Origin of the sequence: Promicromonospora kroppenstedtii (genome assembly GCF_044389675.1) — a bacterium.
GTDB lineage: Bacteria > Actinomycetota > Actinomycetes > Actinomycetales > Cellulomonadaceae > Promicromonospora > Promicromonospora kroppenstedtii.
Window position 1 is genome coordinate 122,960 of record NZ_JBIRYI010000008.1, and the last position, 24,200, is coordinate 147,159.

21 protein-coding genes are annotated in these 24,200 nt (G+C 73.3%); 10 read left to right on the forward strand and 11 right to left on the reverse strand.

Features of this window, described 5'->3' with window-relative positions; all coding sequences use genetic code 11:
- Positions 1–55: 55 nt before the first annotated feature.
- Positions 56–739 (reverse strand): YceI family protein, encoded by a 684-nt coding sequence (locus ACH47X_RS14440; RefSeq protein WP_397405305.1) that lies wholly within the window; start codon positions 737–739, stop codon positions 56–58.
- Between the two features lie 24 nt (positions 740–763).
- A complete protein-coding gene (locus ACH47X_RS14445; protein WP_036964916.1) occupies positions 764–1,177 on the reverse strand; it encodes a DUF3817 domain-containing protein in 414 nt (137 codons plus the stop codon).
- A gap of 85 nt (positions 1,178–1,262) precedes the next feature.
- Between ACH47X_RS14445 and ACH47X_RS14450 the strand changes: the two genes are divergently transcribed.
- Together ACH47X_RS14450 and ACH47X_RS14455 are read left to right on the forward strand one after the other, a co-directional pair.
- Positions 1,263–3,095: an ABC transporter ATP-binding protein gene (locus ACH47X_RS14450; RefSeq protein WP_449582154.1), complete on the forward strand. Its 1,833-nt coding sequence runs from the start codon at positions 1,263–1,265 to the stop codon at positions 3,093–3,095.
- Positions 3,092–4,837 (forward strand): ABC transporter ATP-binding protein, encoded by a 1,746-nt coding sequence (locus tag ACH47X_RS14455; RefSeq protein WP_397405309.1) that lies wholly within the window; start codon positions 3,092–3,094, stop codon positions 4,835–4,837. The genes ACH47X_RS14450 and ACH47X_RS14455 overlap by 4 nt, the downstream gene beginning before the upstream one ends.
- An 85-nt stretch (positions 4,838–4,922) precedes the next feature.
- Here ACH47X_RS14455 and ACH47X_RS14460 read toward each other — a convergent pair whose 3' ends face one another.
- Positions 4,923–5,699, reverse strand: a complete 777-nt coding sequence (locus tag ACH47X_RS14460; RefSeq protein ID WP_397405311.1) for an IclR family transcriptional regulator — start codon at positions 5,697–5,699, stop codon at positions 4,923–4,925.
- Between the two features lie 68 nt (positions 5,700–5,767).
- Here ACH47X_RS14460 and ACH47X_RS14465 point away from each other — a divergent pair, with 68 nt between their 5' ends.
- The 4 genes from ACH47X_RS14465 to guaA are packed head-to-tail and all read left to right on the forward strand — an operon-like array spanning position 5,768 to position 10,262.
- Positions 5,768–6,823 (forward strand): 2-dehydro-3-deoxygalactonokinase, encoded by a 1,056-nt coding sequence (locus ACH47X_RS14465; RefSeq protein ID WP_397405313.1) that lies wholly within the window; start codon positions 5,768–5,770, stop codon positions 6,821–6,823.
- Positions 6,820–7,428: a 2-dehydro-3-deoxy-6-phosphogalactonate aldolase gene (locus tag ACH47X_RS14470; RefSeq protein WP_397405315.1), complete on the forward strand. Its 609-nt coding sequence runs from the start codon at positions 6,820–6,822 to the stop codon at positions 7,426–7,428. Before ACH47X_RS14465 ends, ACH47X_RS14470 begins: the two co-directional genes overlap by 4 nt.
- Before the next feature lie 54 nt (positions 7,429–7,482).
- Positions 7,483–8,616 (forward strand): galactonate dehydratase, encoded by a 1,134-nt coding sequence (gene dgoD / locus ACH47X_RS14475; RefSeq protein ID WP_449582155.1) that lies wholly within the window; start codon positions 7,483–7,485, stop codon positions 8,614–8,616.
- Between the two features lie 53 nt (positions 8,617–8,669).
- The gene (guaA, locus tag ACH47X_RS14480) at positions 8,670–10,262 is read left to right on the forward strand and encodes a glutamine-hydrolyzing GMP synthase (RefSeq protein ID WP_036964931.1); all 1,593 of its coding nucleotides are present in this window, start codon (positions 8,670–8,672) and stop codon (positions 10,260–10,262) included.
- A gap of 64 nt (positions 10,263–10,326) precedes the next feature.
- On the opposite strand, the gene ACH47X_RS14485 is transcribed toward guaA, so the two are convergent.
- Positions 10,327–11,439 carry an epoxide hydrolase family protein gene (locus ACH47X_RS14485; RefSeq protein WP_397405320.1) on the reverse strand — a complete coding sequence of 371 codons (1,113 nt, stop codon included), beginning with the start codon at positions 11,437–11,439 and terminating at the stop codon, positions 10,327–10,329.
- Between the two features lie 62 nt (positions 11,440–11,501).
- Between ACH47X_RS14485 and ACH47X_RS14490 the strand changes: the two genes are divergently transcribed.
- Positions 11,502–12,473, forward strand: a complete 972-nt coding sequence (locus ACH47X_RS14490; RefSeq protein WP_397405322.1) for a helix-turn-helix transcriptional regulator — start codon at positions 11,502–11,504, stop codon at positions 12,471–12,473.
- A 42-nt stretch (positions 12,474–12,515) separates the two neighbouring features.
- Here the strand turns inward: ACH47X_RS14490 and ACH47X_RS14495 are convergent, their stop codons facing one another.
- Both ACH47X_RS14495 and ACH47X_RS14500 read right to left on the reverse strand, forming a co-directional pair.
- Positions 12,516–13,139: a prepilin peptidase gene (locus ACH47X_RS14495; RefSeq protein WP_397405324.1), complete on the reverse strand. Its 624-nt coding sequence runs from the start codon at positions 13,137–13,139 to the stop codon at positions 12,516–12,518.
- A 308-nt stretch (positions 13,140–13,447) separates the two neighbouring features.
- The gene (locus ACH47X_RS14500; RefSeq protein ID WP_397405326.1) at positions 13,448–14,614 is read right to left on the reverse strand and encodes a glycosyltransferase family 4 protein; all 1,167 of its coding nucleotides are present in this window, start codon (positions 14,612–14,614) and stop codon (positions 13,448–13,450) included.
- 71 nt (positions 14,615–14,685) lie between these two features.
- On the opposite strand from ACH47X_RS14500, the gene ACH47X_RS14505 reads away from it, so the two are divergent.
- Positions 14,686–15,129, forward strand: a complete 444-nt coding sequence (locus ACH47X_RS14505; protein ID WP_036959482.1) for a hypothetical protein — start codon at positions 14,686–14,688, stop codon at positions 15,127–15,129.
- Here the strand turns inward: ACH47X_RS14505 and ACH47X_RS14510 are convergent.
- Together ACH47X_RS14510 and ACH47X_RS14515 are read right to left on the reverse strand one after the other, a co-directional pair.
- A complete protein-coding gene (locus tag ACH47X_RS14510; RefSeq protein ID WP_397405328.1) occupies positions 15,126–15,797 on the reverse strand; it encodes a hypothetical protein in 672 nt (223 codons plus the stop codon). The genes ACH47X_RS14505 and ACH47X_RS14510 overlap by 4 nt on opposite strands.
- 11 nt (positions 15,798–15,808) lie before the next feature.
- Positions 15,809–17,431 carry a PspC domain-containing protein gene (locus tag ACH47X_RS14515; RefSeq protein WP_397405330.1) on the reverse strand — a complete coding sequence of 541 codons (1,623 nt, stop codon included), beginning with the start codon at positions 17,429–17,431 and terminating at the stop codon, positions 15,809–15,811.
- Positions 17,432–17,567: 136 nt separating this feature from the next.
- Between ACH47X_RS14515 and ACH47X_RS14520 the strand changes: the two genes are divergently transcribed.
- Together ACH47X_RS14520 and ACH47X_RS14525 are read left to right on the forward strand one after the other, a co-directional pair.
- On the forward strand, positions 17,568–19,049 hold the full coding sequence (locus ACH47X_RS14520; RefSeq protein WP_397405331.1) for an ATP-binding protein: 1,482 nt from the start codon (positions 17,568–17,570) through the stop codon (positions 19,047–19,049).
- Entirely contained in the window at positions 19,046–19,741 is a 696-nt protein-coding gene (locus ACH47X_RS14525) for a LuxR C-terminal-related transcriptional regulator (protein WP_036964939.1), read from the forward strand. Before ACH47X_RS14520 ends, ACH47X_RS14525 begins: the two co-directional genes overlap by 4 nt.
- A gap of 62 nt (positions 19,742–19,803) precedes the next feature.
- Here ACH47X_RS14525 and cobA read toward each other — a convergent pair whose 3' ends face one another.
- The 3 genes from cobA to ACH47X_RS14540 are packed head-to-tail and all read right to left on the reverse strand — an operon-like array spanning position 19,804 to position 23,814.
- Positions 19,804–21,219 (reverse strand): uroporphyrinogen-III C-methyltransferase, encoded by a 1,416-nt coding sequence (gene cobA, locus ACH47X_RS14530; protein WP_397405332.1) that lies wholly within the window; start codon positions 21,217–21,219, stop codon positions 19,804–19,806.
- Positions 21,212–22,072, reverse strand: a complete 861-nt coding sequence (locus ACH47X_RS14535; RefSeq protein ID WP_397405333.1) for a phosphoadenylyl-sulfate reductase — start codon at positions 22,070–22,072, stop codon at positions 21,212–21,214. Before ACH47X_RS14535 ends, cobA begins: the two co-directional genes overlap by 8 nt.
- On the reverse strand, positions 22,069–23,814 hold the full coding sequence (locus ACH47X_RS14540) for a nitrite/sulfite reductase (RefSeq protein WP_397405334.1): 1,746 nt from the start codon (positions 23,812–23,814) through the stop codon (positions 22,069–22,071). The genes ACH47X_RS14535 and ACH47X_RS14540 overlap by 4 nt, the downstream gene beginning before the upstream one ends.
- Positions 23,815–24,200 lie beyond the last annotated feature (386 nt).

Genomic DNA, 24,200 nt, shown 5'->3' on the forward strand with positions numbered 1-24,200 from the left:
CGGGTGCCCATGTCCGGGATGCCGGACCTCCCGGGGCTGCTGGGCCCGGTCGCGCTCAGCGGGACAGGGTCAGCTCGGCCTCGACGAAGCCCGTGTCCTCGACCGTGACGAAGCCCAGGTCGGGGGCCTCGACGCCGTAGTCCGCGAAGGTGACGGGCACGGTCGCCGCGAGCTCGGCGACGACGTCGCCGCCGTCGCCGGCGACCAGGCGGATCTCCAGCCCGGCCGTGACGTCGCGGGTGACGTCCTTGATGGTCATCGACCCGGGCGCGTCCACTGTGACGGTCTCGCCGTCGGCGACCGCTGCGACGTCCACGGGGTCCGTGAGCCGGAAGGTGGCCGTGGGGAAGGCGCGGGTGTCGAGGATGCCCTGGAACTGGCCGTCCCGCGCGGACTCGTCGGTGGTGATGCTCGCGAGGTCGACCTCGACGGTCGCGGCGGTGAGCTCGCCGTCGGCCACCGTGCCGGAACCCGTCACCTCCTCGGTGCGGCCCACGACCGTGACGTCCTGCCCGGACAGCACCTCGTCCACGCGGTAGCCGGCCTCGGAGCCGCCGGCCACGGTCCAGTCGCCGTCGAGGTCCGCGACGTCGGCCGTGGCCGCGGGCGCGGAGGAGCCGACGGCGGGCGCAGGGACGTCGTCGCCGGTCTGCATCGAGGCGTAGATGCGGGTGGCGAGGAACCCGAGGGCGGCCAGGACGACGAGCACGCCCAGCGCGACGGCGATCTTGCGGCCCATGGTGCCTCCGGTCTCAGGAGGGTCTCAGGAGAGGTAGCGCGCCTCGAGCGCGGCGAGCTTCGCCTCGGCCTCGGTGTGCACCTTCTTCTCCAGCACGAACGACATCACCGGGATCACGCCGGCGATCACCATGGTGACGAGGCGGCCGAAGCCCCAGCGCATCTTGGACCACAGGTCGGCCACGGTGACCAGGTACACCACGTAGATCCAGCCGTGCGCGAACGGCACCCAGGCGATGAACGGCATGACGCCGTCGACGTCCACCAGCGCCCCGAGACCGTACTTGATGCCCAGCTCGACGCAGAGGATCAGCAGCATGACACCGGTGACCAGAGCCATGAAGCGGTAGCGGGACATGGCACCGCGGGCCTTGCGGATGGCGGTGGCGGCGGCCTCGGTGGAGATCTCGGGCGTGGTCTGCGGGGTGCTCACAAGCATCGAGGATATGCCGTCCACGGGGTGCCGTCCGACGCTGTGGATAAAGCGTGGATGAATGTCAGTGGTGCTCCGTACGGTGGTTGTCGTGCGCTCCCTCCCCTTCGCCGATCCCGGCACGCCGCCGCTGCGCGGTCCGCTCACCCTGCTGCTGTGGCTCGCCCGCAAGCAGCTCCGGGTGCTTCTCGTCGCCATGTTCTTCGGTGTGCTCGGGTTCACCTGCAGCGCCTTCCAGCCGTTCCTGCTGGGAAAGATCATCGACAGCGCCACCGCCTCCGGGCTGAGCCGGGACACGTGGACGTGGGCCGGGATCATGGTCGCCGTCGGCCTCGTCTGGATCGCCTCGAACGCCATCGGCCACCGGTGGGACATCACCGCCTGGATGCACGCGGCGTTCCGAACCTCACAGCTCGTGACGCGCACCGTGGCCCGCTCCGGGCACAACATCACCAAGGAGCTCCCCACCGGCGAGGTCGTGTCCTCGGTCGCGAACGACACCATGCGCATCGGCGAGGTGTTCGCCATCGCCGCGCAGACCATCGGCAGCGTCGCCACCTACGGCATCGTGGTGGTGCTGATGCTCGACCAGTCGCTCCGGCTGGGACTCGTCATCGCGCTCGGTCTGCCGGTCGTCGCCGCGATCCTCGCGCTGCTCGTCAAGCCGCTGCAGAAGCACCAGAAGAACCAGCGCGACGCGCAGGGCCGGCTCACCACGCTCGGCGCGGACACCGTCTCCGGCCTGCGCATCCTGCGCGGGATCGGCGGCGAGAAGGTCTTCACCGGCCGCTACCAGGTGCAGTCGCAGAAGGTGCGGGAGGCAGGCGTGGCCGTCGCGGGCACCCAGTCGGTGCTCGACGCGCTGCAGATCCTCCTGCCGGGCCTGTTCATCGCGCTCGTGGTCTACCTCGGCGCGGCCGAGGCCATCGCCGGGCGCATCTCCACGGGACAGCTCGTCGCGTTCTACGGGTACGCGTCGTTCCTCTCCTGGCCGGTGCACCTGCTGGTGCAGTCGGTCAACGTCGTCACCAAGGCGCACGTCGCGGCGGGCAAGGTGGTCAAGGTGCTGCAGGTCGTGCCCGCCACCGGCGCCGCGGGGTCCACCGCGCAGATGCCGCCCGCCGGAGTCCCGCTGGTCGACGAGACGACGGGCGTCACGCTGCCGCCCGGCCGCGTGGTCGCTCTGGTCAGCGCCGACCCGGACGAGTCGGCACAGGTCGCGATCCGGATGGGCCGGTTCGACGACGACGCGGAGGCCGGCACCCCGGTCACGCTCGGCGGCGTCCGGCTGGCCGACCTCGACAAGCAGGAGCTGCGGGAACGCATCGTGGTCGCGGACGCGACCCCGGCACTGTTCTCCGGCCGCCTCGCGGGTGAGCTGGACGTGCGCGACTCCGCGAACGCCGAGGCGCTGCTGCGGGCCATGCACATCGCCGACGCCCACGACGTGCTGGAGTCGCTGCCCGACGGCATCGAGGGCGAGATCCCCGAGAAGGGGCGCTCGTTGTCGGGCGGGCAGCGGCAGCGGGTGGCGCTCGCCCGGGCGCTGCTCACCGACCCGGAGATCCTGGTGCTGATCGAGCCGACCTCCGCGGTCGACGCCCACACGGAGGCGCGCATCGCGCAGCGGCTCACCGCGTGGCGTCAGGGCCGCACCACGCTGATCGTCACCGCGAGCCCGCTGGTGCTGGACCACGTGGACGACGTGATCTTCCTGGACGGCGGGACCGTGGTCACCCACGGCACCCACCGCGAGCTGCTCGACCTGCCCACCCAGGCGGAGGGCGGGCGCGAGGCCGCCCGCTACCGCAGGGTCGTGGGCCGCTCGATGGACGACGACGACCTGGACGCGGAGCTCGACGAGCTGTTGCGCGCCAACTCGAACACAGGGCCCACCAACGCAGGGGAAGGAGGCAAGGCATGAGCACCGGAAAGATCCTGCCGATCGCCGACGCCGCCGAGACCTGGCGCTACACGCGCACGCTGCTCGGCCGGCACCGCAGGCCGCTGATCATCATCACCGTGGCGAACACGGTGGCCGCGGTCGCGGGCCTGGCGGGCCCGTTCGTGCTGGGCAAGCTCGTCGACGCCGTGACCGACGGGGCGACCCTCGAGGTGGCGCGCAACCTGGTGCTCGTGGCCGTCGCGGCGGTCGTGCTCCAGTCGCTGATCACCCGGTTCGCCCAGCGCCGCGCCATGGTGTTCGGCGAGACGGTGTTCGCCGACATGCGCGAGGAGTTCGTCGACACGGTCACGGCTCTGCCGCTGTCCACGGTCGAGACCGCGGGCACCGGTGACCTCATCGCACGGACCACGCGTGACGTCAGCCGGATCCAGAACGCGGTGCGCTTCGGCGTGCCGCGGCTGGTCATCGCGGTCGTGACGCTCGTGCTGACGTCGGTGGCCAGCCTGGTGGTCTCGCCCCTGGTGGCGATCGCCATGTTCGTCGGCGTGCCCGTGCTGGTCGGCGTCGCCCGCTGGTACCTGAAACGGGCCACGCCCGCCTACCAGCGGGAGTCCGCGGCGTACGCACTGCTCGACGGCACCGTCACCGAGTCGGTCGAGGGCGCGCGCACCATCGACGCCCTCAAGATCGGCCGACGGCGCACGGACCGCGGCGACGAGGACCTGCACGAGGCGTTCCAGGCCGAGCGCGGCACGCTCAACCTGCGGACCGTGCTGTTCCCTGGAGTGGACTTCGCGTTCATGATCGCGCCGATCTCCGTGCTGGTGTGGGGCTGCTACCTGGCCTCCGAGGGCACGGTGACCATCGGCATGGTCGCCACGATCGTCATGTACACCTACCAGCTCCAGGGCCCGGTCTGGGAGCTCATCTTCTGGCTCGACGAGATCCAGGTGGCCGCGACCTCCCTGTCGCGCATCATCGGCGTGCGGCTCGTGCCGATGGACCGCACGGCGACCGAGGCCGAGCCTGCCGACGAGGAGGTGCGCGGCACCGACGTGCGGTATGCCTACCGCTCGGGAACGGACGTGCTGCACGGCATCGACCTCGACCTCAAGGTGGGGGAGCGGCTGGCGATCGTGGGTCCGTCCGGGTCGGGCAAGTCGACGCTGGGCCGCATGCTGGCCGGCATCCACCCGCCCACGGGCGGCTCGGTGCAGGTGGGCGGCGTGCCGCTGGTCGACCTGCCGCTGGAGGACCTGCGCAAGCACGTCGCGCTCGTGACCCAGGAGCACCACGTGTTCGTGGGGTCGCTCGCGGACAACCTGCGGCTGGCCAAGGTCGAGGCCGACGACGCCGAGCTGATGGACGCGCTGCGCGCCGTCGACGCCCACGGCTGGGTGGAGGCGCTCGACGAGGGCCTCGCCACCGAGGTCGGCTCCGGCGGGTACAAGCTCACGCCGGCGCAGGCGCAGCAGATCGCGCTCGCGCGCCTCGTGCTGCTCGACCCGCACACGCTCGTGCTCGACGAGGCGACGTCTCTGCTGGACCCGCGTGCGGCCCGGCACCTGGAGCGCTCGCTCAACGCGGTGCTCGACGGGCGCACGGTCGTGGCGATCGCGCACCGGCTGCACACCGCACACGACGCCGACCGGGTGGCGGTGCTCGACGGCGGCCGCATCACGGAGATCGGCCCGCACGACGAGCTGGTCGCCGCGGGTGGTGACTACGCCAAGCTCTGGCAGAGCTGGCAGCACGAGTAGCGGCGCTGGTCCGGCGTTCGGCAGTTGGCATCGAGATCGGCACAGCCCTGAGCCGATCTCGATGCCAACTGCCGAATCTGCGTGCCTACTGCCGAGGGCGCCGGCCCAGCCCCGCCGAGATGCGGGCCGCCGCGTCGCGGACGATCGGGGTCAGCGTCTCCAGGCGTTCCGGGGGCATGTAGGGGCGGGTCGCCGTGACGCTGATCGCGGCGACGATCGAGCCCGACGTGTCGCGCACCGGCGCCGCGACGCACAGGATGCCCGGCTCGTTCTCCTCCAGGTCGAAGGTGACGCCCCGGCCGGCCGAAGCCTTCATGACCTGCACGAACTCCTCGGCGGTGAGCACGTCCCGCTCCAGGCCCTGCCCCGTGCCGGCGGGCCGCTCGGCCAGGAACCGCTCGCTCCAGCGGGCCGGCTCGTCGAGCAGCAGCGCCTTGCCGATGCCGGTGCGGGTCAGCGGCATGCGGTGTCCGATCTGCGAGCGCATCACCGCCCCGCGCGTGCCCGGGATCTTGTCGAGGTACAGCACCTGCCCGCGGTCCTCGATGGCGAGGTGCACGGTGTCGTGCACGCGCTCGGCCAGGACCCGCAGCACCGGCGCGGCCACCCCGGTCACGGGGTTCTCCTGCATCGCCTGGTAGCCGAGCTCGATCAGCGCGGGGCCGAGCGCGTAGGCGCCGTCGTCGAGCTGGCGCAGGTAGCCGGTGGCGAGGAGCAGCTGGAGCAGGCGGTGGGTGGTGCTGCGCCCTACCCCGGTCTCCTCCGAGATCTCCCGCAGGCGCGTGCGGCCACGGGAGACGGCGTTGACGACGGCGATGCCCCGCGCGAGGGTCTGCGTGCCCGGGGGAGCGGCGTCGGTCATCGGCCCACCGTATCCCGATAATAGGGATGCGGTTCGAACTATCGGGACCAGCGGCTAGCGTCCAGCACATGGCTGACGACGCACCGAGGCGCGACGCCGCGCTGGTGGCCCTCGACTGGGGTTCGACGACGTTCCGGGCCTGGCTCCTGGACGCCACGGGCGCGGTGCTGGACGAGGTCCGGTCGGCAGACGGCGCGCTCACCCTCTCGCAGCGGGCGGACCCGGCCCGGGCGCGGGCCGCCGCGTTCGAGGCGACGTTCGGCCGGCTGTGCCGGCTGTGGCTCGACGAGCACCCCGGCATCCCCGTCCTGTGCTCCGGCATGGCGGGCTCGAACCACGGCTGGGCCGAGGCCGGGTACCTGGACGTGCCCGCCGAGCTGACCGCCCTCGCCTACCGCCTGACGGTGGTGCCCGCGGGGGACTCCGTGGTCCACCTCGTCCCCGGGCTACGGGCCACCGGCACCCACCCGGACGTCATGCGGGGCGAGGAGGTGCAGCTCGTCGGCGCGCTGGCCGCGACCGCGCCGGCTGCGACCGCGCCGGCTGCGGCCGCGCCGGAGCACGGCGCAGCGCCGGAGCTCGGCACCGCCGACCGCAGGCAGACCGTGGTGCTCCCCGGGACGCACTCGAAGTGGGTACGCCTGGACGGCGGCCGGGTCACGGGCTTCACCACCGCCATGACCGGCGAGCTCTACGGCCTCCTGATGGGCGACAGCATCCTCGCGCGCCTGGCGGAGGGGGAGACCGGCACCGCGGCGTCGGCCGCCTTCACCTGGGGGCTCGAGGCGGAGGCCGAGCAGGGCGACGAGCGTGGCTTGCCGGCGCTGCTGTTCACGGCCCGCACGCTCGTACTGGCCGGCCGCCTCGCCGGCACGGAGGTGGCCGACTACCTCTCCGGTCTGCTGATCGGAGCCGAGGTGCGGCACGCGCTACGCGCCGACCCGGCGGACGCCGTCACGCTGTGCGGCTCGGCGACCACCACGGACCGCTACCGCGTCGCGCTGGAGCGGTCCGGCGTCGCGGTCCGCGCCGTCGGCGAGGACGCCACCGCCCGCGGCCTCTGGCGCGTCGCCCTCGACGCCGGCCTGGCCCCGCTCGCACCCACCCAGGAGCAGCTCGCATGAACCAGCGCACCACCGGACTCGTCGCCATCCTGCGCGGCGTGACGCCCGACGACGCCGTCGCCGTCGCGGAGGCCGTCTTCGCCGCGGGGTTCGACGCCGTCGAGGTGCCGCTGAACTCCCCCGACCCGCTGGAGTCCGTGCGCCGGATCCGTGCGGCCGGCCCGGCCCACCGCCGGGTCGGGGCGGGGACCGTGCTCACCCCGGACGACGTGCGGAGCGCGGCCGACGCCGGGGCGTCGCTCGTCGTGTCGCCGAACACCCGGCCCGACGTGATCGCCGAGACGGTGCGGCTCGGCCTGGAGAGCTGCCCTGGTGCGGCCACACCGACCGAGGCGTTCGCGGCGCTCGACGCCGGCGCTCGGTCGATCAAGCTCTTCCCCAGCTCGGCGGTCGGCATCGACGGGATGCGGGCCTGGTCGAGCGTGCTGCCCGCGGGCACCGCCCTGGTCCCGGTGGGCGGCGTCGACGTCGGCAATCTCGCGGACTGGGCCCGCGCCGGCGCGGCGGGCGCCGGGATCGGCACGTCGCTGTACCGCCCGGGCGACCAGCCCGACGTGGTCGGCGCGCGGGCCGCCGAGCTGGTCCGGGTCTGGCAGCAGCACTGATCCGGCTGAACCGAAGGCAGTACAACTGAGAGGTATGCCGTGAAGATCACGTCGATGACGACATTCGTCCTGCCGCCGCGCTGGCTCTTCCTCAAGATCGAGACCGACGAGGGGATCGTCGGCTGGGGCGAGCCGGTGCTGGAGGGACGCGCGGCCAGCGTCGCCGCCGCCGTCGAGGAGCTGTCCGACTACCTGATCGGCAAGGACCCCCGCCGGATCGAGGAGCACTGGACCGTGCTGTACCGCTCCGGGTTCTACCGCGGCGGCGGTATCCACATGAGCGCGCTGGCCGGGATCGACCAGGCCCTGTGGGACATCAAGGGCAAGGCGCTCGGCGTGCCGGTGCACGATCTGCTCGGCGGGCGGCTGCGCGACCGGATCAAGGTCTACTCGTGGATCGGCGGCGACCGGCCCGCGGAGACCGCGGCCCAGGCCAAGGACGCCGTGGAGCGGGGCTTCACGGCGGTCAAGATGAACGGTCCGGAGGAGCTGCAGTACGTCGACTCGCGCGACAAGGTCGAGAAGGTGGTCGCGAACGTCGCGGCCGTCCGTGACGCCGTCGGGCCGAACATCGGCATCGGGGTCGACTTCCACGGGCGCGTGCACCGCCCGATGGCGCGCGTGCTGCTCGACGCGCTCGCGCCCTACCACCTGATGTTCGTCGAGGAGCCCGTGCTCTCGGAGCACGTGGACGGGATCGCCGACGTGCTGCGCAACTCCACGACGCCGATCGCACTCGGGGAGCGGCTGTACTCCCGGTGGGACTTCAAGAACGTCATCACCACGGGCGTCGTCGACATCATCCAGCCCGACCTGTCCCACGCGGGCGGCATCACCGAGGTGCGCAAGATCGCCGCCATGGCCGAGGCGTACGACATCGCCGTCGCGCCGCACTGCCCGCTCGGGCCGATCGCACTGGCGGCCTGCCTGCAGCTCGACGCCGTGGCCTACAACGCCGTCATCCAGGAGCAGAGCCTGGGCATCCACTACAACACCGGGAACGACCTGCTGGACTACATCGTGGACCCCGGAGTCTTCGCCTACGAGGACGGTTCCGTGGCCATCCCGCAGGGGCCCGGCCTGGGCATCGAGGTGGACGAGGACTACGTCCGGGAGCGCGCCGTCGAGGGGCACCGCTGGCGCAACCCGGTCTGGCGGCACGACGACGGGTCGTTCGCCGAGTGGTGAGCCCAACTCCACCGTGGGGCGCCGGGCCGCCGTCGGGCACATAGACTTGCCGCGTGTCGTCCACTGCCCCTGAGAACCAGCCGCAGACCCCCCGCCCGGTCATCGTCGTCGACTTCGGCGCGCAGTACGCCCAGCTGATCGCGCGCCGCGTGCGCGAGGCCCGGGTGTACTCGGAGATCGTGCCGCACACGTTCACCGTCGAGCAGATGCTCGCCAAGGACCCCGCGGCCATCATCCTGTCCGGCGGTCCGTCCTCCGTGTACGCGGCCGGTGCCCCGTTCGTGGACCCCAAGCTGTTCGAGGCCGGCGTCCCGGTCATGGGCATCTGCTACGGGTTCCAGGCCATGGCGCAGGCACTCGGCGGCGAGGTCGCGCAGACCGGGCTGAGCGAGTTCGGGGGCACCGAGGTCGAGGTGTGCGCCTCGGGCGTGCTGCTCGCCGACACCCCCGAGCACCAGACCGCGTGGATGAGCCACGGCGACGCCGTGCACAAGGCGCCGGTCGGCTTCGAGGTGCTCGCGACGTCGGAGGGCGCGCCCGTCGCCGCCTTCGAGGACACCCGCCGCCGCCTGTTCGGCGTGCAGTGGCACCCCGAGGTGAAGCACTCCGCGCACGGCCAGACGGTGCTGGAGCACTTCCTCTACGAGGGGGCCGGGCTCAAGCCCGACTGGACCCCCGGCAACGTCATCGCCGACCAGGTCGCGGCCATCAAGGCGCAGATCGGCGACGCGCGCGTCATCTGCGCGCTGTCCGGTGGCGTCGACTCCGCCGTCGCCGCCGCGCTCGTGCAGCAGGCCGTGGGCGACCAGCTCACCTGCGTGCACGTGGACCACGGCCTCATGCGGGCCGGCGAGGTCGAGCAGATCGAGACCGACTTCGTCGCATCGACCGGCGTGAACCTCGTGATCCGCGACGAGAAGGAGCGCTTCCTGACGGCGCTCGCCGGCGTCAGCGACCCGGAGACCAAGCGCAAGATCATCGGCCGCGAGTTCATCCGCGTGTTCGAGGACGCGCAGCGCGACATCGTCGCGGAGGCCGGTGCGCACGGCGAGGAGGTCAAGTTCCTCGTGCAGGGCACGTTGTACCCGGACGTCGTCGAGTCCGGCGGCGGCGAGGGCGCGGCCAACATCAAGAGCCACCACAACGTGGGCGGCCTGCCCGACGACCTGGACTTCGAGCTGGTCGAGCCCCTGCGCACCCTGTTCAAGGACGAGGTCCGCGCGGTGGGCCGCGAGCTCGGCGTGCCCGAGGAGATCGTCTCGCGCCAGCCGTTCCCCGGCCCGGGCCTGGGCATCCGGATCGTCGGCGAGATCACGGCCGAGCGCCTGGAGATCCTGCGGCGCGCCGACGCGATCGCCCGCGAGGAGCTGACCAAGGCCGGTCTGGACAACGAGATCTGGCAGTGCCCGGTCGTGCTGCTCGCCGACGTCCGTTCGGTGGGCGTCCAGGGTGACGGCCGTACCTACGGCCACCCGATCGTGCTGCGCCCGGTCTCGTCCGAGGACGCCATGACGGCCGACTGGACGCGCCTGCCCTACGACGTGCTGTCGACCATCTCGACCCGCATCACCAACGAGGTGCGTGAGGTCAACCGCGTGGTGCTCGACGTGACGAGCAAGCCGCCGGGCACCATCGAGTGGGAGTGACGTCCCGCGGCCCCGTCCCTTCCGAGGGGCGGGGCCGCGGTCGTTCTCCCGGGTCGGCCGGGGGTCAGCTGACCCGGCGGAAGAAGGTACGGATGTCGTCGGTCAGCAGATCGGGCGCGTCGTGCGCGGCGAAGTGGCTGCCCGTGTCGTAGGTGTTCCAGGACACGATGTTCTTGTGGTCGCGCTCGGCGAACACGCGGATCGACTGAAAGTCCCAGGCGAAGTTGGCCAGCCCGAGGGGCACCGTGGTGGGCTCGGTCGGCTTGTCGGTGGCGTGAAAGTCCTCGTAGTAGAGGCGGGCCGACGACGCTGCCGTGTTCGTGAGCCAGTAGATCATCGTGTTGGTCAGCACGTAGTCGGGGTCGAGGTTCGCCCCGAGCAGCTGTGCGTTCCAGCCGAGCTGCCCCACGGGCGAGTCGGCGAGCGCGTGCGACAGGGTCTGCGGCGCGGTGGACTGCAGCTTGTCGTAGGCCCCGCCGTTCTCCGTCCACCACCCGAGGAACTCGACCCGCTTCCGGTCCTCCTCGGACAGGCCCTCGAGCTCGGCGGGGTCGCCCGACGGGAACGAGAAGACCTGGGTGACGTGGACCCCGAGTACATGGTCCGGGTCGCAGCGACCCACCTCGGGGGAGATCAGCGAGCCGCCGTCGTTGCCGTGCGCGCCGTACCGCTCGTACCCGAGGCGGCTCATCAGCTCGGCCCAGGCCCTGGCGACGCGGTACCGGTTCCAGCCCCGCTCGGTCGTGTGGCCGGAGAAGCCGAACCCGGGCACGGACGGGATCACGAGGTGGAACGCGTCGGCCGGGTCGCCGCCGTGGGCCCGCGGGTCGCTCAGCCGGTCGATCACGTCCAGGTACTCGACGACCGTCGTCGGCCAGCCGTGTGTCAGCAGCAGGGGCGTGGCGTCCGGCTCGGGCGACCGGACGTGCAGGAAGTGCACGTTCTGCCCGTCGATCGTCGTGGTGAACTGCGGGTACTGGTTGAGCCTCGCTTCCCAGGCGCGCCAGTCGTAGTCGTCGCGCCACCGCTGGACGAGGCTCTGCAGGTACTCCAGCGGCACGCCGTAGTCGGTGCCGCCGTCGGGCAGCTCGTTGGTCCAGCGCACCCGCGACAGGCGCTGCGTGAGGTCGTCGAGGTCTGCCTGGGGGATGTCGATCCGGAACTCGTGGATGCTCATGCGGACAACTCTGCCCGGCTATTAGGACGACTTGCTTCCGCATGGTCTGCGAGGCTTGAGCAATGTTGGATACCTCGGCCCGCCTCCTGCGACTGCTCTCCCTCCTGCAGCTTCCGCGTGGGTGGACGGGCGTCGAGCTCGCCGAGCGGCTCGGGGTGAGCGGGCGGACCGTGCGCACCGATGTCCAGCGCCTGCGCAGCCTCGGCTACCCGGTCGTGGCCACCCGTGGGAACATCGGCGGCTACCGCCTCGGCGCCGGCGCCGACGTCCCGCCGCTGCTCCTCGACGACGACGAGGCGGTGGCCGTCGCGGTCGGCCTCCGGACCGCGACCGACGGCGCCGTCGCGGGCATCGAGGAGGCGTCGCTGCGGGCGCTGGCCAAGCTGGAGCAGGTGCTGCCCGCCCGGTTGCGACGCCGGGTCAACACCCTGCAGAGCTACACGGTGCCGGTTCCCGGCGATGCGGGAGGGCCGAGCGTCGACACCTCGGTCCTGACGACGCTGACCGCGGTCTGCCGCGACCGGGAGCGGCTCCGCTTCGACTACGAGGACCATGCGGGTGCGGCGGCCGTGCGCACCGTCGAGCCCTACCGCCTGGTCAGCTGGGGCCGACGTTGGTACCTGTTCGCCTGGGACGTCGAACGCGACGACTGGCGGACCTTTCGCGTCGACCGGATGCGGCCGCGCGTCCCGACCGGGCCCCGGTTCGCCCCGCGCGACCTGCCCGAGGACGTCGCCGCGTACGTGTCGAGCCGGGTGTCCGCCGCCGCATGGCGGTATCGGTCCCAGGTCACCGTGCACGCCCCGGCCGAGGTCGTCGCCGCCCGGATCAGCCCGGCGGTGGGGACTGTCGAACCCGTCGACGAGCGCACGTGCACGCTGCACACCGGCGCCGACACGGTCGAGACCCTCGGCGTCTACCTGGGCCTGCTGGGGGAGGACTTCGACGTGACCGGGCCGCCGGAGCTCGTCACGCACCTGCGCGGGCTCGCCGGGCGCTACACCCGCGCGACACCGTCGCCCGTCGCGCCGTAGCTCCCGGCCGTGGCCGTCGGGTCGTGGACCTGCGGCCCGCCGTCAGCCGACCAGCCGCGCCCAGGTCAGCCCGAGCATGGTGCCGAGCAGCAGGTACGGGCCGAACGCGATGCCCGTCTTCCAGCCCGCGCGCCGGCCGAGCACCAGGACGATCGCGACCACACCGGCCAGCAGGTGTGCGGCGAAGACACCGAGCAGGAGCGTGCCCCACGAGTGCCAGGTCAGGACGGCGCCCAGGGTCAGGCTGAGCTTCACGTCGCCGTACCCGATGCCGCCGCGCGGCGAGACCAGGTACAGCACCTGGTAGAGCGCGAAGAAGGCGAGCGCGCCCAGCGCGGCCCGGCCGAGGTCGGCCCACGACCCGGTGCCGAGGGCCGCCACAGCGAGCAGTACGGCCGTGGCCCAGGTCAGGGGGAACACCAGCGCGTTGGGCAGCCGGTGCGTGCGCCCGTCGATCACCCCGAGCGCCGCGCCCACGACGGCGAGCACCACGTAGGCGGGCGTGAGCCAGCCCGGGCCGCTCGCCCAGCCGGCCCAGACCACGGCCGGCACCGCGACGACGGCGGAGGCGCGCGCGAAGGGCGCCACCTCGTCCCGCGCGCGTCGGTACTGGCGCACGACGAAGGGCTCGGCGGGGCTCGTCGCGGCTGGGTCGGTGGTGCTCACCCGGGGAGGCTAACCGGCGGAGCCGGTCGGGCGCAGCAGTTCACAGCCCGGGTTCGGCGCGGCCTGGGCGCCGTCGGGCCGCCGTCGGGCCGCCGTCGGGCCGCCGTCGGGCCGCAATCCGGGCGCGGTCCAGGCCGGGCGGCCGGCCCATTCTCCTTCGAGGCCCAAGTTTCTTCGCTTTGCGGCGGACCAAAGCGAAGAAACTTAGGCCTCAAAGGGGAGGGCGGTGGTGCGGTCGGAGCGGGCCCCGGGCCCGGGCCCGGGCCCGAGGTCGGTCGCCTCCGGGCCGAGGGGCCCGGCCAGCCTCGTCACCGTCTCGCGGCCAGGGCCGCCGCCTCCGCGTACGTCCGGTCCGTCACGGCCAGCACCTCCGACCACCCCATGCCGGACGGCGGCGTCGTGGCGGCCGCGAGCAGGCGGTCGAGCAGGCCGGGTTCGGTCGCGAGCCGCACGAGGGCCTCGGTCAGCGCGGCGTCGTCGGGCACCAGGAGGCCGGTGGCGCCATCTACCACGCGCTCGGCCACGCCCGAACGGGAGTGGGCGATCACGGTCAGCCCGGAGGCCTGCGCCTCGAGCGCGGCGATGCCGAAGGCCTCGTCCGAGGACGGCGCGGCGAACACGTCGGCGCGCGCGTAGAGCCGCTTGAGCTCGGTGGCGGTGAGCCGCCCGGGCAGTGAGACGACGTCGCGCAGGCCGTGCTCGGCGACGAACCGCCGGGCCGCCGTGCGCTGCGGCCCGTCGCCCGCCAGCGTCACGAACAGCGCGCCCGCGGGCAGCCGGCCCGCCGCGGAGGCGACGGCGGCCAGCAGCGGGAGCATGCGCTTGCGGGGTGCGAATCGCGCGGCCGCCACGACGTGCACGGCGGAACCCTCGGGCCGGTTCCCGCGCTCGGTCCGCGGCACGCGCCAGGACTCCAGGTCCAGGCCGTTGGGCAGGATCGCGACGTCGCCGCCGTCGGGCAGCAGCTGCCGCAGCGGCTCCGCCGTCAGCTCACTGACCGCGGACCAGCGCACCGGCCAGCGCGACCAGCCCGTGACGACGTCGGCGGCGGCGAACAGGCGCGACGCCCCGCCCCACACGCTGTGCACGGTCAGCACGGCGGGCAGCCCCAGCCGGGTCACCGGGCGCAGCGCGGCCTGTGCGGTGGGGGCGAGCACCCCCATGTGCAGGTGCACGACGTCGGGCCGCTCGCCCCGGGCGATCGCCGCGCGCAGGTGCGTGGTCACGTGGGCGGTGGAACGGGGGTGTATCGGCCAGCCGCCCGGGACGCGGGCGGCGATGCGGTGCACCGTGACGCCGTCCTCGACGGCGGTGCTCACCCCGTGCGCACCGGGGCGGGCGGGCGTCGTCGTGAGGACCTCGACCTGGTGGCCCGCCGCGGCCTGCTGCGCGGCCAGGCGGCTCACCTGGGCCTCGATCCCGCCCAGCAGCGGCAGGTAGGTGTCGGAGACGTGGGTGATGCGCACGCCCGACATCCTCGCACCGGCGGGGTCGCCGCAGGGCGCTACGCCGCGCGGTCCGGGTAGTTCGTACTTAGCGTGGAAAGATGACCGACTACACGAATGTCCCCGCAAAAGGGGTCAAGGGTGCTGGTGTGTTCGTGATCGTGGCCGGGATCATCATGATCGTGGCCGGGATCGCCGTGTGGATCCTCGTGGCGACGCAGCTGTCGGCCGAGAAGATCACCGTGTCCGACGACTCCACGTTCATGGGAGGCGTCTTCGCAGGTCAGCAGGTGCAGGGTCCGCTCACGGCCTACGCCCAGGCGGACATCATCAACCATCACGCGCTCGAGGCGTCCGGCGGGGCCACCTACGCCGAGCTGGAACAGGACGACCCCGTCCGCGACACCGTGATGGACGCGTCGTTCCTGCGTGCGTCGCTGTTCACCTCGGTGGTCGCGTTCGGGGTCTGTGCCCTGGTGGTCGGGCTCGGGATCGTCCTGGGCGTGATCGGGGGAGCACTACGCCGGCTGGCCCGGACCCCCTAGCGCCGTCGGACGCTGGAGATGACGGACCCGGCCACCAGGATCACGCCCGCGGCACCCAGCAGCACGATCAGGGCGACGCCCAGGTCGAACACCACCCCGGCCGCGACCGCGAGGATGCCCAGCCCGACCGCGATGACGATCAGGCCCCAGACCGCCGTGCCCACGCGCGGGCCGCGCTTGGGCGCGACCTGCGGCTGGGCCGGCTGGGCCGGCTGCTGGGCGGGGTGCGCCGGCTGGGCGCCCGGCGCCGGGTGCGCCGGCCGCGTGCTCTGCCGCGGCGGCGTGTGCTGCGCGGCCGGGCTCACCACCGGGCCGGCAGCGGGCTGGGCCGGCACGGCCGGCTCGCGCAGCGGCGCCAGCGGGTCGGAGTCGTCCGCCACGGGTGCGTCGTGGACGCCGCCCGCCGCGGCCCGCTCCTCGGCCTCGACCCGCGCCGCGGCGATGCCGTAGGCGGGGTGCACCTCTCCCTCCGGGACGGAGGTCGCGGCCACCTGCTGCGTGTCGCCCAGCGTGATCTTCTGCGTCGGCGGGGTCGCCTGCGCGGGCAGCACCTCGGTGATGTCCGGGTCGTGCGTGGTCTTCTCGTCCATGTTCTCGCTCGTGTCCTGGGCCTGCGGCCCGCCGTGGATCTCGTTCCGGTCGTTCCGGTCGTTCGTCTGCTCGCTCATGGCGTGCTCCCTCAGTTGCTCTCGGCGACGATGACCTCGCCCGCGCCGGCCTCGATGTCGAGGCTCAGCACGGCGCCCTTGTCACCCACCTCGTCGCTCGCGAAGTAGTTGTCGGAGCCGACGCCGCTCGTGGAGCGGTCCTGCTCGTCGACGTTCCACTGGACGACCCCGGCGGCGACGTAGGCGTTCGCCTCGACCGCCGCGTCCTGCGGCACGACGACGACGGTCGAGCCGGCGCCGAGCTGGATCGGCACGACGACCGGGTCGCCGGGCTCGACGTCGGACAGGTCGAGCTCGGAGAGGTCGATGGTGGGGTCGCCCCACTGCACGTAGAAGCCGTTCTCGGCCTCGCTCACCGTCGTGACGGCGATCGTGCCCTCGGTGATGGTGGCGGCGTCGGGGTTGTTGTTGTCGGTCACGAGACCCTCGATCTCGCGGCCGCTCACGACGGCGTCCTCAGCCCAGTCCTGCGTCGTCGTGCCGGCGATGGCCACGTACCCGAGGCCGAACAGCAGGGCGATGATCGCGAAGAAGCCGAGCACGCCGCTGGTGCGGCCGCGCAGCGCCGAGACGAGGATCGCGACGCCGAGCGCCACGGTGCCGATGCCCAGCCAGGCGGCCAGGAACGTCACACCGCCGTCGAGGAGGTAGCTGCCGCCGTCCAGGCGGTGAGCCGCCAGGAGCAGGGCTCCCGCCAGCAGGATCACGCCGAGCGTGATGCCGACGGCGGCTCCGCCCGGGCCCCGCGACGTGCGGACCGGGGGTGCGGTGTAGACGGGCTGCGGCTGGTACGCCGCGTTGGGTGCGGGGCGGTACGGGGCCTGCAGCGCCTGGCCCTGGTGCCGGGGACCGGCGCCGGTCGCGTAGACCAGGCCCTCGGTGCGGCGGTAGTCGACCGGCGGCGCCGGTGTGAACGGCGCGGCTGTACCGGCACCGGGGCCGGACGGCGTGCCCGGCGCGGAGGTGCCCGGCGTCGGCGTGCCGACCGGGGCGCCCGGGACCGTGGGAGCACCGGGGACGTGCCCCTGGCTCCGGGCCACGTTGTTGTCGCGGGCCCGCTGCACGCCCTGCACGATCAGGTAGAGGATGACGCCCAGGACGGCCAGCCAGAAGAGGATGACCAGCCAGTGCCAGCCGCCGTCGTCCCACCAGCCCAGCGGGCCGCCCCACGCGAAGCCGACCAGGAACACGGCCACGGCGCCCAGCATGGCGACGTCGAAGTTGCCGCGAATGGCCTCCTGCAGGTGGATGCGGCCGTCGCGCTCGGGGAGCAGTGCCCAGCCCACGCCGTACGCGATGAGGCCGAGGCCGCCCAGGAAGAAGCTGACGATCAGCAGGCCGCGGACCAGCAGCGGGTCCCAGCCGATGCGCTCGGCGAGACCGCCGGCCACACCGCCCACCCAGCGCTGGTCGGAGCGGGGGAACAGGCCCCGGCGGATCGAGGCGAAGAAGCCGGTCTCCGGGTACGGCTGCTGGCCGGGAGCGGCGGGTGCAGGACCGACGTTCGGGTCGGCGGCTGCGTCAGGTGCGGTGCTGGGCGCGGGGTCGACCGGGTCCGGTCCGCCGGACCTGGCGTCGGCCGGGCCGCCCGGCTCGTTCGTGGCGTCCTCGGGACGCGTCTCGTCGGTGCTCATGACAGCAATGCTGGTCGACCGGCGGCGGATCCGGCATCGGGACCTGCCCTGAACCGACCCTGGTTACCCCCGCGCGACACCCTGAGATCCCGGCTCAGGCGTGTTCAGGGGAGCCCTGACGTGTGACGATCAGGGTGTGGACCAAAGACTCACCCTTCGCAGACCCGGCAAGGCCGGGCCGGGCTACAGCGGCCGGTGGCTGGCCGGCGTGGCCGCCGGCCTGGCGGCGCACACCGGCCTGCCCGTGTGGCTGGTCCGGCTCGCGTTCGTCATCCTCACCGGCTTCGCCGGCGCGGGCGCCGTCGCCTACGTCTTCTGGTGGGTCACCGTGCCGGCCGGCGTGCCGACCGTGCCCGTGGCCGCGGTGCCCACCGACCGGGCCCGGCTCGCGCCGCGCCTGACCACCGACGCGGACGCCGACGCCGGCGCGCAGGAACGGAACGCCGCCTCGCTGGCCGAGCGCATGCGCCTGTCCGGGCCGGTGTCCCGGCTCGCGGCCCGCGACATCTGGCTCGGCGTCGCCCTGCTCTCGGGCGCGGCCCTGCTCGTGGCCTATCGCGCGGGCTGGGACCCGGTCGCCTCCTGGGTGCTGCCCGCTCTCATCGGGCTCGGCGGCGTGGCCCTGGCCTGGAGCCAGATCGACGCGACCGACCGGGACCGCTGGGTGGGCGGGTCGGGCACCGGCTCGCTCCTGCGCTCCCGCACCGCGCTGCTCCGGCTCGCCGGGGGCGTGGTGCTGACCATGCTCGGCGTGCTGATGCTCGTGGGCCAGGACACCCCCCTGACCGTGCTGATGCAGGCCACGGTCGCCTCGATCGCCATGGTGGCGGGCCTCGTGCTGGTCTCGGTGCCCTGGTGGATCCGGCTCGTGCGGCAGCTCGGCGACGAGCGCGCCGCCCGCGCCCGGGAGTCCGAGCGCGCCGACATCGCCGCCCACCTGCACGACTCCGTGCTGCAGACCCTCGCCCTGATCCGGTCGCAGGCGGGCGACGCCGAGGCCGTCTCCCGGATGGCCCGGGCCCAGGAGCGCGAGCTGCGCGGCTGGCTGTACGACGACCGGCAGGAGCCCGGCACCTCCGTGGCCACCGAGCTCAAGGACCTGGTCGCCGAGATCGAGGACGCCGTCGCGCCCCTGACCGTCGAGACCGTCGTGGTGGGCGACTGCCCGCCCACCGAGTGCACCGCCGCGCTGCTGCAGGCCGCACGCGAGGCGCTGCTCAACGCGTTCAAGCACGGCAAGCCGCCGGTGTCGGTGTACCTGGAGGTCACCGACTCCGTGGCCGAGGTGTTCGTGCGCGACCGCGGCGAGGGGTTCGACCTCGACGAGATCGCGGTCGACCGGTTCGGCGTCCGGGAGTCGATCCTCGGCCGCGTCCGACGGCGCGGCGGCACCGCCGAGGTGGTCAGCCGGGCCGGCTGGGGCACCGAGGTGCGGCTGCGGATGCCGCTGGACAAGCCCGCGAACGGCGACCGCAAGGCGGGCAACGGCGACCGGAAGCCGGGCAACGGCGACAAGAAGCCCGGCAGCGGCGACAAGAAGACCGAGAAGAACGGCCGGGCGCGGGCCGCGACGACCCCCGCCACCGTACCCACCACAGCGGAAGGCGCGACCAGATGACAACCCAGGCGACGGCGTCCGGCGGCGGGCTGGTGCCGCTCCCGGTGCCGGTGGTGCTCGTGGACGACCACCACCTGTTCCGCACGGGCGTACGCGCCTCGCTCGACGACCGCGTCACCGTGGTCGGCGAGGCCTCCGACGTCGACAGCGCCGTGGCGCAGGTGCACGAGCACCGGCCGCCCGTGGTGCTGCTGGACGTGCACCTGCCCGGCGGCAACGGGGGCGGGGGCGCCGAGGTGGTGCAGCGCTGCGCCGACCTGCTCACCGACGGCGTCCGGTTCCTCGCGCTGTCCGTGTCGGACGCCGCCGAGGACGTCGTCTCCGTCATCCGGGCGGGCGCCCGCGGCTACGTCACCAAGAACATCGCGCCGTCGGAGCTGTCGTCCGCGGTGGTGCAGGTGGCGGGCGGCGACGCCGTCTTCTCGCCGCGCCTGGCCGGGTTCGTGCTGGACGCGTTCGGCGCGTCCGCCAACGACATCGCCGTGGCCGACGACGAGCTCGACCGGCTCTCGAAGCGCGAGCAGGAGGTCATGCGGCTCATCGCGCGCGGCTACTCCTACCGCGAGGTGGCGAGCGAGCTGTTCATCTCGATCAAGACCGTGGAGACGCACGTGAGCGCGGTGCTGCGCAAGCTGCAGCTCAGCTCACGCTACGAGCTGACGCGCTGGGCGGTGGCCCGCCGCCTCCTCTGAGGTTCCGTTGAGTGCTGGGTATCTGTTGGGTTGATGGCCTTCGCGCCACAAATACCCAGCACTCAACGAGCTTGGTGGGCCTGCCAGGCCGGGGAGAGACGGACGACGTCGCCCACCACGATGATCGCGGGCGGCTTGACGCCGACCGCGGTCGCGCGGGACGCGATCGTCTCGAGGGTGCCGACCGTGACCCGCTGGCGCGGGCCGTAGCCGTCCTCGACCACGGCGGCCGGTGTGTCCGGCGGGCGGTCGGCGGTGGTCAGCGCGGACGCCGTCTCGGCCAGGTGGGTCACGCCCATGAGCAGCACCAGTGTGTGGTCGGGTCCGCCCGGCACATGGGCGGCGCCGTCGTGCCCGGTCAGGACGCTGAAGCCGCGCGCCACCCCACGGTGCGTCACCGGGATGCCCACGGCCGCCGGCACGGAGACCGCCGACGTCACGCCGGCGACCACCTCGACCTCGATGCCCGCGTCGCGGCATGCCGCGAGCTCCTCGCCGCCCCGGCCGAACACGTACGGGTCACCGCCCTTGAGCCGGACGACGTCGCGCCCCGCCTGCGCGTGCTGCACCAGCAGCGCGTTGATCTCGTGCTGCGGCACCGGGTGGTTGCCGCTGGTCTTGCCGACGTCGACGATCTCGACGTCGGGGGCCAGCTCCTTCAGCAGGGCACGCGGACCGAGCCGGTCCACGACGACGACGTCGGCCTGGGCCAGGACGCCCCGGCCCCGGGCGGTGATGAGGCCGGTGTCGCCCGGGCCTCCGCCGACGAGCCAGACACGGCCTGGGGCCACGTGGGTTGAGCCTGCGCGGGTTGAGCCCGTCGAAACCGGGGTCTCGACCGGCAGGGTGGGCTCGCCCGGCGGGGTCTTGCGCGGGCGGTGGCGGCGGAGCGGGAGCGTGCCCGCGGCGAGGTCGGCGGCGACCGCGTCCCGGATCGCCCGTGCGCGCCGCGGGTCCCGGCCGGCGGTCACGGCGACGGTCACCTCGGCGTCGTCGGTCAGGGTGGTGCGGGCGACCGCGGGGACCCAGGCGCTGCCCACGGACGCGTCGCCCGCGGTGACGCAGAAGATCCGGGCGCGCTCGGCGTCGTCGGCCACCTGCTGGTCGGCCGCGGCCGAACCCGTCGCGGTGTGCGCGAGCCACGCCCCGTCGAGGTCGCCCGCCCGGTACTCCCGCCGGACCCACTGCACGGTTCCGGGCTCGGGCTCACCGCCGACGGGCTCGCTGCCCGAGGACTCCGGCGCCACGGCGATGCCCTGCTCCGCGAGCACGGAGAGCGGAGCGACGACGCGCACCCGCGCGCCGGCGTCGACCAGGGAGCGGACGCGCCGCGCGGCGACGGGCCCGCCGCCGACCACGACGACGAGCCGCCCGGCGACCTGGAGCCCCAGCGGATAGATCTGGCCGGCGTCGGACCGTGCGGCGCCGGGGCGTGCGGCATCGGACCCCGCGGCGGCAGAACGTCCGGCGTCAGACATGGAGACCGCACTCGTCCTTGTCGCGCCCGGCCCAGCGGCCCGAGCGCGCGTCCTGACCCGGCAGCGGGCGGGCGGTGCAGGGTTCGCAGCCGACCGACGGGTAGCCGTCGGCCAGGAGCGGGTTCGCCACGAGGCCGTGCCGGGCGGCGTACTCGGCGACCTGCTCGTCGGACCACGCCGCGATCGGGTTGATCTTCACCACCCCGTTGCGCTCGTCCCAGGTGATCAGCGGAGCGTTGGCACGGGCCGCCGTCTCGCTGCGGCGCACGCCGGTGGCCCACGCCTCGTAGCCCTCCAGGGCCTTCTTCATCGGGGCGACCTTGCGCATTGCGCAGCAGGCCTCGGGGTCGCGGTCGTGCAGCCTCGGCCCGTAGGCGGCGTCCTGCTCGGCGACGGTCAGCTCGGGGCGCACGTCCACGACGTTCACGTCGAGCTCCAGGTCGACGGCGCCGCGCGTGCCGAGCGTCTCGGCGAAGTGGTAGCCCGTGTCGCCGAACAGCACGTCGACGAACGGGAGCTGCTGCGCCACGAGGTGCGACAGCACGGTGTCCTGCATCGAGGACGCCACGGTCAGCCACGGCCCGAACTCGCGCACTGCCCAGGCGATGACCGCCTCGGCGTCCGCCTCGGGGTTGCCGGGGGAGGCATGCAGCTGGGCCTGCCCGCGCTCCACGACCGCCCGCAGCTCCTCCGGCGTCCGACGGCGGCGCGTGGCCCGGGCGTCCCGGCGCGCGTCGCGGATGCTCGCCCGGGCCGCGGCTCGGGCACGCACCCGCGCGAGGCGCGGGTTCTCGCCGGCACCGACCCGGGAGAGCGCGGCGGACGACGTCGGCGCCTCGTTGAGGGCCGTCATCGGAGGGCCTCCTCGTCGGCGCGGTGCGCCCACTGCGCGAACGTCTCGTCGCCGTCGTGGTCGGCGTCGTACCGGCGCACGACCCGCTCCACGTAGTCGCCGATGCCGTCGGCGGTCACCTTGAGCCCGCGCACGGTGCGCCCGAGCCCGGCGTCGTCCCGGTCCGTCGAGGCCAGGCCGCCGCCCAGGTGCACCTGGAAGCCGGGCACCTGGTTGCCGTCGTCGTCCATGACGAGCTGACCCTTGAGGCCGATGTCGGCCGTCTGGATCCGCGCGCACGAGTTGGGGCAGCCGTTGACGTGCAGGCTCAGCGGCTTGAGGTGGTTCAGGTCGCCGAGGCGCTCCTCGAGCTGCGTGATCGCAGCGGCCGACGTCGCCTTGGTCTCGACGATCGCGAGCTTGCAGTACTCGATGCCGGTGCACGCGATGGTGTTGCGGCGGAACGGGCTGGGCCGGGCCTGGAGGCCGAGGTCGGCCAGGCCCGCGACCAGGGGTTCGACCTGCTCCTGCGCGACGTCCAGGACGAGCAGCTTCTGCTGCGGCGTCAGGCGCACCCGGCCGCTGCCGTGCGCCTCGGCGAGATCGGCCAGCTCGGCCAGGGTCTCGCCCGAGACTCGGCCGACGGTCGGTGCGGCCCCGACGTAGAACCGGCCGTCGTACTGCTCGTACACACCCACGTGGTCGCCACGCTCGTCGAGCCCGAGCGAGGCGGGCGCGGGCGGGGCGACGCCGTCGGGCAGCGCGTAGCCCAGGTACTCGTCCTGGAGCACCCGGCGGAACTTCTCCGTGCCCCAGTCGGCGAGCAGGAACTTCAGGCGCGCCTTGTTGCGCAGCCGGCGGTAGCCGTAGTCGCGGAAGATCCGCACCACGCCGTGCCAGACGTCGGGCGCCTGCTCCTCGGTGACGAACACGTTCAGGCGCTCCGCGAGGCGCGGCGCCGTCGACAGCGCGCCGCCCACCCACAGGTCGTAGCCGATGCCGAGCTCCGGGTGGTCGACGGCGACGAACGAGATGTCGTTGATCTCGTGCACCACGTCCAGGCTCGGGTGACCGGTGATGGCCGACTTGAACTTACGCGGCAGGTTGGCCAGGGCCGGGTCCCCGATGAAGCGCTCCTGGATCTGCTCGATCACGGGCGTCGGGTCGATCAGCTCGTCCTTGGCGACGCCGGCCACGGGGCTGCCGAGGATGACACGCGGAACGTCGCCGCAGGCCTCCGTGGTGCTCAGCCCCACGGCCTCCAGCCGGCGCCAGATCTCCGGCACCGACTCGACCTCGATCCAGTGCAGCTGGAGATTCTGCCGGTCGGTGATGTCCGCCGACCCGCGGCCGAACTCGGTGCTGATGCCCGCGATGGTGCGCAGCTGCTCGGTGGTCAGCGCCCCGCCGTCGATCCGGACGCGCAGCATGAAGTACTTGTCCTCGAGCTCGTGCGGCTCGAGCTGGGCGGTGCGGCCGCCGTCGATCCCGGGCTTGCGCTGCGTGTACAGGCCCCACCAGCGGAACCGGCCGTGCAGGTCGTCACCGGGGATCGCGTCGAAGCCCTCCTTGGCGTAGATGCGCTCGATGCGGTCGCGCACCTCCAGCGGGTCCGACTCCTGCTTGAACTCCTCGTTGTGGTTCAGCGGCGCGGTGCCGTCGACCTTCCACTGGCCGTTCGGCCGGGCGGGGCGCTTCGACGTCGTCGGCGTGCGTCGTGCCGGGGTGCGGGTCTCGGGCGGGGTGGGAGCCGTGTTCACCATGTGCGGGGTCCTGTTCGGTGCGGGGCGCGCGGGCGTGGAGCGTTGCTGGGGGGAGTGGTGCGCGTCGTGCGGGCACAGGTAGCCGGTTCCCGGGATGACCAGGGACTCAGCGCTGCGGGCCGGCGGCGCGCGCTGACCTTGCAGGGGGCGAGGGGCGCGTCAGGGCTGACAGCTGCGACAGCGGTCGCAGGCACAGGTCGGCGTGGCACACATGGGCATCTCGTGACGGGATGTCACGAGGGAGATGCGCGCTGCCTTGGTCATGGCGAAGACCGTAACCGCGGGTTCGGACGGGTGGAAGACCATGTCCATATAGTGGATGTCTATTGGGTGCATCAATGTTGCCTATGTATTTCCCTACTGGAAAGGTCGGGAAACTGGCTGAT

Bases quoted from the DNA above. Each gene is read 5' to 3' on its own strand.
- ACH47X_RS14440 (WP_397405305.1), bottom strand. From the start codon at position 739: ATGGGCCGCAAGATCGCCGTCGCGCTGGGCGTGCTCGTCGTCCTGGCC.
- ACH47X_RS14445 (WP_036964916.1), bottom strand. From the start codon at position 1,177: ATGCTTGTGAGCACCCCGCAGACCACGCCCGAGATCTCCACCGAGGCC.
- ACH47X_RS14455 (WP_397405309.1), top strand. From the start codon at position 3,092: ATGAGCACCGGAAAGATCCTGCCGATCGCCGACGCCGCCGAGACCTGG.
- ACH47X_RS14460 (WP_397405311.1), bottom strand. From the start codon at position 5,699: ATGACCGACGCCGCTCCCCCGGGCACGCAGACCCTCGCGCGGGGCATC.
- ACH47X_RS14465 (WP_397405313.1), top strand. From the start codon at position 5,768: ATGGCTGACGACGCACCGAGGCGCGACGCCGCGCTGGTGGCCCTCGAC.
- ACH47X_RS14470 (WP_397405315.1), top strand. From the start codon at position 6,820: ATGAACCAGCGCACCACCGGACTCGTCGCCATCCTGCGCGGCGTGACG.
- dgoD (WP_449582155.1), top strand. From the start codon at position 7,483: ATGACGACATTCGTCCTGCCGCCGCGCTGGCTCTTCCTCAAGATCGAG.
- ACH47X_RS14485 (WP_397405320.1), bottom strand. From the start codon at position 11,439: ATGAGCATCCACGAGTTCCGGATCGACATCCCCCAGGCAGACCTCGAC.
- ACH47X_RS14490 (WP_397405322.1), top strand. From the start codon at position 11,502: ATGTTGGATACCTCGGCCCGCCTCCTGCGACTGCTCTCCCTCCTGCAG.
- ACH47X_RS14500 (WP_397405326.1), bottom strand. From the start codon at position 14,614: ATGTCGGGCGTGCGCATCACCCACGTCTCCGACACCTACCTGCCGCTG.
- ACH47X_RS14505 (WP_036959482.1), top strand. From the start codon at position 14,686: ATGACCGACTACACGAATGTCCCCGCAAAAGGGGTCAAGGGTGCTGGT.
- ACH47X_RS14510 (WP_397405328.1), bottom strand. From the start codon at position 15,797: ATGAGCGAGCAGACGAACGACCGGAACGACCGGAACGAGATCCACGGC.
- ACH47X_RS14515 (WP_397405330.1), bottom strand. From the start codon at position 17,431: ATGAGCACCGACGAGACGCGTCCCGAGGACGCCACGAACGAGCCGGGC.
- ACH47X_RS14525 (WP_036964939.1), top strand. From the start codon at position 19,046: ATGACAACCCAGGCGACGGCGTCCGGCGGCGGGCTGGTGCCGCTCCCG.
- cobA (WP_397405332.1), bottom strand. From the start codon at position 21,219: ATGTCTGACGCCGGACGTTCTGCCGCCGCGGGGTCCGATGCCGCACGC.
- ACH47X_RS14535 (WP_397405333.1), bottom strand. From the start codon at position 22,072: ATGACGGCCCTCAACGAGGCGCCGACGTCGTCCGCCGCGCTCTCCCGG.
- ACH47X_RS14540 (WP_397405334.1), bottom strand. From the start codon at position 23,814: ATGGTGAACACGGCTCCCACCCCGCCCGAGACCCGCACCCCGGCACGA.